Origin of the sequence: Nostoc sp. UCD121 (assembly GCF_014222285.1) — a bacterium.
GTDB lineage: Bacteria > Cyanobacteriota > Cyanobacteriia > Cyanobacteriales > Nostocaceae > Nostoc.
Genome location: NZ_JACKZS010000255.1, coordinates 1 through 9,837, shown reverse-complemented (window position 1 = coordinate 9,837; position 9,837 = coordinate 1). Strand labels below are relative to the sequence as shown.

The window sequence follows — 9,837 nt, the reverse complement described above, 5'->3', positions numbered from 1 at the left end:
TTTCCTGATTGAGATGTTTTTCTCAAGATGTGCTGCAACTATTTTTTCTCGAAGATCGACAGAGTAAGACTTCATTTCAAAGTATTTATATTTTAATCTAGTGTACCTCATAATAGATGCAAGTGCTGTATCTTTTAGGAGTTAAATACTTAGAAAATAGCTATTAAATATCAAAATTTTATTGCTATGAGTTTAAGTATTTATGTGCAAATTCACACTCTATTTTATATGTGTAATACCATTTACCGAAAAGCCTAATTTGTCTCTAACTGTTTAGCCCTGCTGCCTATTTGTATCAACTTTTAAGTGAAATGGTATAAAGGCTTCTCTTAAGGTACGAGAACTACTTTGTATCCCAAAATTCTTGTAGAAGTGAGAATGTCACTCTACAATTAACTAATGACTATTGACCCATTTGCAACACTTGTAGGACAACCGCAAGCTATAGAATTACTGACTCAGGCTGTCAGACAAAACCGGGTTGCTCCAGCGTATCTATTTGTGGGGCCAGATGGTGTAGGAAGAAGTTTAGCAGCCAGGTGCTTTATAGAATTGCTATTTTCTAGCGAGATGGGAGTCACTGCGGCTTTACAAAACCGTTTGCGTCAGGGAAACCATCCAGCTTTGTTGTGGGTGCAACCGACGTATCAATACCAGGGACAACGATTAACAGCAGCAGAAGCGCTTGAGAAAGGACTGAAGCGTAAAGCACCACCTGTAATTCGGCTAGAGCAAATTCGGGAAATTACCGAGTTTTTAAGTCGTCCGCCTTTGGAAGCGCCGAGAAATGTGGTGGTGCTGGAAGAAGCCCAAACAATGGCAGAAGCCGCAGCCAACGCTTTACTTAAAACCTTGGAAGAACCGGGACAGGCGACGTTAATTTTAATTGCACCTACACCTGAGTCTGTTTTGCCAACTTTGGTGTCACGCTGTCAACGCATTCCTTTTTATCGCTTAGATGCACAGTCTTTGGCTATTGTACTTACACAAACAGGTCATCAAGAAATTTTGCAAAATCAGGCAGTGCTGAGTATAGCAGCTGGCAGTGCTGGAAGTGCGATCGCATCTTACGAGCAATTACAAACTATTCCCCCGGAGTTACTCGAAGATTTGAAAAAAGCCCCTGCTTCCTACCGCAAAGCCTTGGAGTTAGCCAAGAAAATTGATAAGGATTTAGATACAGAAGCCCAACTGTGGTTAGTTGATTACCTTCAGCAATTCTACTGGCAGCGTTGGCATCAACCCAGTATTATTAATCAGCTAGAACAATCTCGTAAATACTTGCTTGCTTACGCTCAACCTAGGCTTGTTTGGGAATGCCTGCTTCTATCTATATGTCAAAAATGAAAATTGCATTCACAAACTTTTGTACAAATAGCAATATTAAATAATATTACTTAAGCGCATGTAAATAATTAGTACTTGTGTATTATTGATATTAAGCTACGTAAAACATCTTGTAGAGAATGCGGCGAGTTAAAAGACATTACGCAAAGGTACTGAAATTTGCTTAATTTTTAAATCTTCATAGCAAACAAAAGTCTTGTGGGGGATGACTAATAAAGGCTATCCGATTACTATCTTTGAAGATTGTACCAGTGACTTATGATGAAGTTATCGCAGACAATTCCAGTTCTTTTTTTAGGGGCAATTTTGGCTGTGCTTTCTCCTGAACTTTGTGCTGCTTTCAATGTTCAAGAGGTAGCTAGTCTCGGCAAAGCATCAAGCGATTTACCAATAGTCAAATCAGCAGGATTGTCCCCAGATATGGATGTCCCTTGGTCGAAAACCGTGAGAATCGTTGACCCTTTTGAAGGGGAATTTCTTGGGGTTTTTGACCGCAACTCTTTAGGTGGCAATTTGTACCGTGAAGGTTCAAAACAAGTTATTAGCTTGTGGACTCCTTCAAGCATTCGAGTCCTTGTGACAGTAAATTCTGGTCAAGCAACGTCTTCTTTCTATACCGCAGGTTATGTATATCCTAGACCTGACTTTATTAGATTTGTCACTACTAAGAAAGTCGATAAAATTTTGCTCAAAGTCAGAGAAAAAGTTTTTAAATTAGACGGTTTAACCGGTAGTTTTGCTGTCAGTCAAGAATTAGCCACTGCTTTAAAAAATGCTCCTGATGAGAACTTAAACATCAGGCTAATCTTAGAAGGTGGTCAAACTGTTGATAGCGAAATTGGCAAAGGTACAGTGAAAGGTTGGCGAAGCATTTACTAAGCAAAAGCTCTTATGTGGGACATAATTTTGATTCAAACAATGACCAAATAAGTATTAATTTGTAATACTTATAAAAAGCGCAAAGCGCTAGTTAATTAATAATTATATGAATTATCATAAGACATCACTGGCGTTTATGAGAATATTAGTCTGAAACGCCCAACTGAAATGCTATTTCATCATCCACGACTTTGAGACTGCTGGTAGCGACGTAAAACAGATTGGATATTTTTTTTACAAACCTCTTCACCAATTACCTGAGAAATTAATTGCCACAACTGAGAACCCACTTGTTTGATATAGTCGTGTTCATAACTTATCTGCACCGCAATTTCCGCATAAGTGTGTCCTAGCCAACTTTCCAGCAAAACCACAGATTGAACATCATTGAGTCTTTGCCCAAAGGTAGAGCCTAAAAGAGTATCGACTAAATTTAGAGCCTCTTGTGCAGTCATGGGTGAGCCTGCTTTATTTATAGGTTGAACTTATGAGATTTCTGTTTTTAATGGGATTTTTATGTAAAACGTTACAATTTTTTACAGTAACAACTCACTTTTTCTCACCGACAGAGCGATCGCTTATGAGTTAATAATTAATACTGTGTAGTAAGTTAATGCACACCTCTAAAACTATAAAAAGGACATCAACTCTATGAAATTTGGTATTGATATTGGTCACAATTGCCCTCCAGATACAGGGGCAACAGGTATCAAACAAGAAGATGCTTTAACTAAAGCAGTTGGTACACAATTGATACAAAAACTCAAAGCAGCAGGTCATACTGCTATTGATTGCACGCCCACAAGTGCTAGCAGTGTAAACGATTCTCTGAAACAACGAGTTAATAAAGCGAACGCCAATAATGTTAACGTCTTTGTTTCGATTCACTTTAATAAGTTTAATGGTATAGCCAATGGCACAGAAATTTTTGCTATTAGTAATGCATCAAAAGGTATTGCTCAATCAGTTTTAAAAGAGATTGTTAAACTTGGGTTCAATGATAGAAAAGTCAAAAGTACAGGCTTTTTTGTTATTAAAAATACACAAATGCCAGCTATTTTAATTGAGTGCTGCTTTTGTGATTCCAAAACAGATATGGATCGATTTGATGCTGAAAAAATGGCTGAAGCCATTAAAGATGGATTAATTGGTGAATCAAAGGAAGATGAAGATAAATCTGATAAAAACTACATTCTAGAAATTACAACAAAAACAGTTTTAAAGCCTTCTACAGAACAGGCATCAGAAATACCAAAAGAATCTCTATTCGATATTGAGGCAGGGAAATATCCTATTTTAAATGCCCATTTTGAGGAAAACCATTATTGGGTTAAGTGGCCTGATAAAAGTAAAGGAAACCGAAACGAGCATTTTGTTTTTGCTGGACACGCCAAAATTATAGAAAAAGATTAGGACTTCCTTTCAAAGGAAAAATATTCAATTATTTATTGGAGTTTCGGTTAATATCTATAGCGATCCTAAATGAGCCGTGAAAATCTCCAATTCTTCTCTCTGCGCTCTCTGCGTCTCTGCGGTTCATTTATTTTTAAAATAATTTAGGACTGCTATATAACCCCCGATGCTCGAAGAGTTCGGGGTTATACAAATAATTTTTAATAGGAATAACAGATGTCATTATTAGATAATTTAGTAAATACTTATTCCCAGAAGAATCTAGCAAAAATATTTACAGAACTTGGGATTATAAATGTAAAAATTAATGATATAAATCGGCAAATTTTAAAAGAAGTTACCCTTGCTCAATGGTTACTAGAGTCTGCCAGAGGTAAAAGCGATCTTGCTGTCAATGCTAATAATTTTGCGGGATTAAAATGGCGAATCCCTGATATGAAAGGGTTTGCTGAACCTATAAAAATTAAGGTTCCTTCTGAACCAGAAGAAGTTGAATTCTGTAAATTTACGGATATAGACGCTTTTATTATTGGTTATTGGAAGTTTTTAACTCGCACACCGTATAAAGGTTTAGAGGAGTATACCAATACACCAGAAAATTTCCTTGGCTTTCTCAAGGCTAAAGGCTATTCATCCGACCCTAAATATGTCAGTAAAGTTGTAGACTTGCTTCCAGAGGCACAAAAGTTACTGGCTAATGCAGGTGGAGTTACCATTCCCGCTTCAGTGGAACAACTTCAGTTAATTCGTGTGCCAAAAGAAGTTGAATTAGGACAAAATTTCAGAGTTGAGGGCGTAGCACCTTTAACCGACAGTGGCAAAGTTTTGTCGATTACGATCGACGATAAATTTCCAGCCCTAAGTGTAGCAATTAGTCAGGATGGCAAATGGCAATTTGATTTCGTTTTTAAACAAGAAGGCGATCGCCGGATAATAATTACTGTTGACGATCAAACTCTAGAGATTCCCATTAAAGTTGTTGTTCCTTTTGATAACAAGGACGATGAGAACACTCAACAACCTACAGCATCCAGCTTACCAGGAGCGAAGGCAATTAAACTCGATGGTAGTGTGGGAATTGGCGGAGTCAATAAAGCTGCTGATGTTAAGGCTATTAAGGCGCGATTGTATGAGCTAGGCTACAAATGGGTAGGCGATCCTGACAGTGCAGACAGAGATCGAGGACTATTTGATGCGATCAAACTATTTCAATCAATTATTGCCGGTCGCAGTACTGTTAATGGTGATGGTAGAGTTGATGTTGGTGGAATAACTCATCGATGGTTGCAAGCAGCTAATGCACCACGGTGGGAGTTGATGCCCAAAAGTGACCCGAATAATGGTTTGGTTAACGGTGAACTGGAAGATACTCAAGATAACCACGATTTTGGAACACACTGGTTAGCTGATGTGATTAAAAAAATTGCCCAAGATTATCAAAACAGTTATCGTAACACTCATCCCCTAGCTGCTCCATTCGCAATTAACGATGTTAGTCTTCCTCATGGAGGTGATACTCCCGATCATCATGGACATGAAACTGGCATGATGTGCGATATTTATTTACCCCAAAAAAATGGGAATTTTGGTGGTATTGTTTGGTCGAGTTCTAACTACGATCGAGATGCTGCACGAGCTATTCTCAAGTCTATTACTAATCAAAAGCTGGTACGGGCAGTCTTTTTCAACGATCAACAGCTAATTAAAGAGAGACTTTGTGTTTCTCTAAATGGTCACGACAACCATATTCATTTTGAAATTAACCCACCAGTAAGGAGCTAGGTGTTGACTTTGATGAGATTTACCCATTTTTTATTCAGACAGTTTTGGTGTCATCATCGGTGAACCAAATTAAATGAGTAATGAGTAATGAGTGAATTATTTTTTAATTCTCTTTCAATTTGTTGATTTGAAGTTGTTAATATCTTAATAATTCTTTCATTCTCTTCTATCAGATTTTGAAATTTTGATTTTGACACCAACTCCGATTTTATCATTATTTTTATCCAATAAAGGGTTTCACTGGCTTCCTTTAAGGCTATAGAATACTTATTGATAAAATCTTTATTTTATTGTGCATATTTAGCTTCTGAACAGTTTGCACCTATTGATATTCCGCTTCTTAAAAATTGTTTAGATAAGATTTTACCAGCATCGTCAAAATTTCTTTTGTTTAACTCAGAATAAGCCTTGATAACTCTGATCACAAAATTCTCTGTTCTTTCTTGAATACTGATATTTGCGCTATAATTAATCATGAGTAAAAAAGAATGTGGTAATTCAATTTTACTTTATAAGTAATGGGTATTTACTTATTACTCATTACTTAAAGAACGCGAAAAGTAACTTTTCCCACTGCAAATTTTACTAAAACCAAGGATTGGAAAGGATTGTGCATGAATTTTGAACCCCTGAAAAGGTACAAAATCAACACCCTAGTAAGAAGCTAATTGTTGGTGAGTTTTAGATACCTTGGATTTTACAACTTCTGCCCTGTGTAAATGGATCGCACTTCACCATTACGGCGGATGACAGCTTCGCCATTACTAACCTCTACCAGTGTCCAACCGCTTTGGCCAATGCTTTCACCCATATTGATGCGGCGAGTTACGCCGTCGATTTTAAACAAAGCGGCAGATTTGTTACCTAACTCTAGTAATCCTTCTAGGGTATTACTCGGTGCAACTGCGATCGCAGTTGCCGGATATACTTGTTCCTGGGTAATAGTTGCTTCTGACTCTGGCGCAAGTGCTGCACGTAATGGAACCACTGGTAATGCAGGTAGAGGCTTGGGTGTTTGCCGCACGGTAATGGGTGCAGTTCGTCCCGCTACAGGTTTAAGTTCTGCTCGTACAGCCGCCGCTAACATATTGACGGTTACAGGCTTGGCAGCTTGTTGCACCGTATTTAGGGCAGTTTTCACCATATTAGGTTGAGATGCCTGCAATGCACTGGCAACTTGTGGTACAAGTGCGGGACTACCAGGAATTGCTGGCAGCGCATAGCGCATTGGCGACGGCGCTTGATAAACAGGAACATAGATCCGCTCAACAACGCTGCCGGAACGGTTAGGGGCTAGTGGTGTATTGTTTGCGAGAAGTGGAAGTGGTGGTAAATTACCAGTTATTTGCCCGTTACTAAGGGCTATTTGATTAGTATTTGTTTGACTGGAGAATCCCGAACTGAAAGATTTTCGATTGCCTTTTAATTCTTGCTTGTCTATAACTGCCAGCGCTCCCAGCATATAGTCAACCAAATCTGCCTCAATTTCTGTTTTTCCAGGCAATTGTGATTGCGGTGCTAGAAGAGCTTGCTGGGTAAAGTTGGGATTTAAAAGATATACGACTCCAGACTGTACCAAGTAGAGAATACTAGCGATCGCCACACCTAAAGTTGTTCCGACAATCAGCAGTTTGCCCAAAGTCCGACTGCTTTTTTGACGCTTTCTACTAACTGGTTTAATGGTGCCGTTATCAAAGACAACGGTACTCAAGTGCTTGTTGTTATTTTGAGTAACTGACTGTCCGTTTGGTAAGATAATCTGCGGTATTGTAACTGTTTGCAGAGGCACGTATTCTGGAGGCGAGTGGCGTTGAGCTTTGTTCTGCCTACCATGCCTAACGGTTTGAGAAGGCAGATTATCACTAACATCCAGAATGTAGTCGATATCGGCAAAGAGTTCATCCATGAGACCATCAGCATAGTTTTCTATCGACCAAGGCTCGTTGGCGATTAATTCTTCTGATGGTTCTGGTACTATGAGACGGGTACTGGCTTCTTGTAACATAGACGTTCTGGGTTATTGCTAGGACGAGGAAACGCCGCGCCTACTGCCTGGGAATTAGGATTACAGATAAGATATCCAATCCGCCGTCTTATTGAGACGAGTTGGTTGAGCGTTGGTATTAAAATCAACTTGAATCTGGGGATTGTGATGATAGCAGTACTAATAGTTATGTCATCTATCATACCAATCACCCTGCTTACTACTATACTCAGTCTTTATCAAGTTTGTGTTAAGCTAACGCTGGAAACTCTTGCTGGCTCTTGGTTTTACGCAATTCTAAATATAATAATAAAGCGTTAACATCGGCTGGGTTTACACCACCTATACGTGCGGCTTGACCAAGAGTGAGTGGTTTTACGTGAGTCAGCTTTTCCCGTGCCTCTTTAGAAAGGGTATCAATTTTTGTATAATCCAAATCCGCAGGTAATTGGCGGTGGGCTTGGCGGGCAATTTGGTCAATCTGATTTTGTTGCCTAGCGAGATAGCCATGATATTTGATGTCAATTTCTGCGCCTTCTTTCTCAGCGCGGTTGAGGTTGGGGTTTCCCAGTCCGAACCTGTCGAGATCAACGTAATGGAATCCCGGACGGCGTAGTAAATCGTTGAGTGTAATTGAACCTTTAATTAATTGTTGGGTATCAGATGCGATCGCTATTCCTATTTCATCATGTTCTTTGACTCGTGTAGCTTGTAATCTTTGTTTTTCTGTGGTAATGTTCGTTTGTTTTTGGGTAAATAGATCCCATCTGCGATCGTCAATTAAACCAATTTCTCGTCCCAAGGTTGTCAAACGTTGGTCGGCATTGTCCGAACGCAATAATAAGCGGTACTCTGATCTACTGGTGAGCATCCGGTAAGGTTCCCGTAAATCCTTGGTACACAGGTCATCCATTAGCGTTCCAATGTAACTTTGCTCGCGGGCAAACACAATCATTTCTTGAGAATGAACAAATCGAGCGGCGTTAATTCCCGCCACCAGTCCTTGGGCTGCGGCTTCTTCATAACCTGTAGTGCCGTTAATCTGCCCAGCACAAAATAGTCCCGCAACCTTTTTCGTCATCAGTGTGGGGTAACACTGAGTTGCAGGTAAATAGTCATATTCCACAGCATAAGCCGGACGCAGCATTACACATTTTTCCAAACCTGGAAGAGTCCGCAACATAAGCAACTGCAAATTTTCTGGCAACCCTGTAGAAAACCCTTGGATATAAAGTTCGGGTATATCTCGTCCTTCTGGTTCAATAAAGATTTGATGGCTTTCCTTATCAGCAAAGCGGACAATTTTATCTTCAATACTGGGACAATAACGCGGGCCTTTGGCTTCCACCCAACCGCCATAAACTGGTGACAGGTGCAAATTATCTTGAATTAGGCGATGGGTTTCGGCGGTGGTGCGGGTGATGTAGCAGGGTATTTGTTCCCGTTCTACCCATGCCTCTGGGTCAAAACTAAACCAGCGTACATCTTCATCTCCTGGCTGGATGAGCATTTTACTATAATCCACCGATCGCTTATCTACTCGTGCTGGAGTTCCAGTTTTGAGTCTTCCGGTTTCAAATCCCAGGCGATTTAGGGTTTGTGTCAATCCTTCAGCCGCAAATTCTCCAGCGCGTCCGGCTGGCATTGATTTGTTACCAACCCAGATTTTGCCGCCCAGGAAAGTGCCAGTTGTCAAGATGACAGCTTTACATTGGAACCCTACACCAAAATAAGTTTCAACGCCGATGACTTCATCATTAGCACCCAGTACTAAATCTGTCACCATACTTTCGCGGATTGTCAAGTTTTCTTGGTTCTCGACAATATTCTTCATCACTGCTGCATATTCGCGCTTGTCTGTCTGGGCGCGTAATGCCCAAACAGCAGGCCCCCGTGAAGAGTTGAGGATACGTTTTTGCAGGTAGGTACGGTCTGCTACTTTACCTATTTCCCCGCCGAGGGCATCTACCTCATGAGTCAACTGAGATTTTGCCGGGCCACCCACTGCTGGATTACAGGGTTGCCAAGCGATTCTATCCAAGTTGAGCGTCAATAACAGGGTACGACAACCGAGGCGTGCAGAGGCAAGAGCCGCTTCGCAACCGGAGTGACCTGCACCGACGACTATGACATCAAAAGCGTCTTGGAATTCAACGGAATTGTGCATGGTCATACTTACAGGATCGGCAAGCTTAGAGTTCTTTTCAATTTTAGCTGTTCCAGTGGTTTCATGGATGTAACTTTCTAATAAAAAAGTTATCAAATTTACTAGTACTCAATCAGAGACAAGTTTCTATTTTTAAACTTGAGTATTCAATAAAAAATATTATATTTTTTAAAATTTGTGACAACATTCCGGGTTGTTTATCACAACTATTGTTCACATAGTTAGCAATTAACACGAATTATTTTCTTACTGATATATTAAATAC

At 39.9% G+C, this 9,837-nt stretch carries 8 protein-coding genes and 1 pseudogene; 4 read left to right on the top strand and 5 right to left on the bottom strand.

The window, feature by feature from the left end; genetic code table 11:
• Positions 1 to 399 precede the first annotated feature (399 nt).
• Together GNF10_RS32110 and GNF10_RS32105 are read left to right on the top strand one after the other, a co-directional pair.
• Positions 400 to 1,347, top strand: a complete 948-nt coding sequence (locus tag GNF10_RS32110) for a DNA polymerase III subunit delta' (protein WP_185581775.1) — start codon at positions 400 to 402, stop codon at positions 1,345 to 1,347.
• 258 nt (positions 1,348 to 1,605) lie between these two features.
• Complete coding sequence (locus tag GNF10_RS32105; RefSeq protein ID WP_260446204.1) at positions 1,606 to 2,226, top strand: hypothetical protein; 621 nt, start codon at positions 1,606 to 1,608, stop codon at positions 2,224 to 2,226.
• 179 nt (positions 2,227 to 2,405) lie between these two features.
• Here GNF10_RS32105 and GNF10_RS32100 read toward each other — a convergent pair whose 3' ends face one another.
• On the bottom strand, positions 2,406 to 2,681 hold the full coding sequence (locus GNF10_RS32100) for a hypothetical protein (RefSeq protein ID WP_185581776.1): 276 nt from the start codon (positions 2,679 to 2,681) through the stop codon (positions 2,406 to 2,408).
• A 196-nt stretch (positions 2,682 to 2,877) separates the two neighbouring features.
• Here GNF10_RS32100 and GNF10_RS32095 point away from each other — a divergent pair, with 196 nt between their 5' ends.
• Both GNF10_RS32095 and GNF10_RS32090 read left to right on the top strand, forming a co-directional pair.
• A complete protein-coding gene (locus tag GNF10_RS32095; protein WP_185581777.1) occupies positions 2,878 to 3,639 on the top strand; it encodes an N-acetylmuramoyl-L-alanine amidase in 762 nt (253 codons plus the stop codon).
• 216 nt (positions 3,640 to 3,855) lie between these two features.
• The gene (locus GNF10_RS32090; protein WP_185607356.1) at positions 3,856 to 5,421 is read left to right on the top strand and encodes a glucosaminidase domain-containing protein; all 1,566 of its coding nucleotides are present in this window, start codon (positions 3,856 to 3,858) and stop codon (positions 5,419 to 5,421) included.
• Between the two features lie 53 nt (positions 5,422 to 5,474).
• Here the strand turns inward: GNF10_RS32090 and GNF10_RS32085 are convergent.
• The 4 genes and pseudogenes from GNF10_RS32085 to mnmG form a co-directional block, all read right to left on the bottom strand.
• Positions 5,475 to 5,897 (bottom strand): annotated as a pseudogene (locus tag GNF10_RS32085) (four helix bundle protein).
• 221 nt (positions 5,898 to 6,118) lie between these two features.
• Positions 6,119 to 7,426 (bottom strand): hypothetical protein, encoded by a 1,308-nt coding sequence (locus tag GNF10_RS32080; RefSeq protein WP_185581986.1) that lies wholly within the window; start codon positions 7,424 to 7,426, stop codon positions 6,119 to 6,121.
• On the bottom strand, positions 7,396 to 7,608 hold the full coding sequence (locus GNF10_RS32075) for a hypothetical protein (protein ID WP_185592864.1): 213 nt from the start codon (positions 7,606 to 7,608) through the stop codon (positions 7,396 to 7,398). The genes GNF10_RS32080 and GNF10_RS32075 overlap by 31 nt, the downstream gene beginning before the upstream one ends.
• A 47-nt stretch (positions 7,609 to 7,655) precedes the next feature.
• Positions 7,656 to 9,578 carry a tRNA uridine-5-carboxymethylaminomethyl(34) synthesis enzyme MnmG gene (gene mnmG / locus GNF10_RS32070; protein ID WP_185581987.1) on the bottom strand — a complete coding sequence of 641 codons (1,923 nt, stop codon included), beginning with the start codon at positions 9,576 to 9,578 and terminating at the stop codon, positions 7,656 to 7,658.
• Positions 9,579 to 9,837 lie beyond the last annotated feature (259 nt).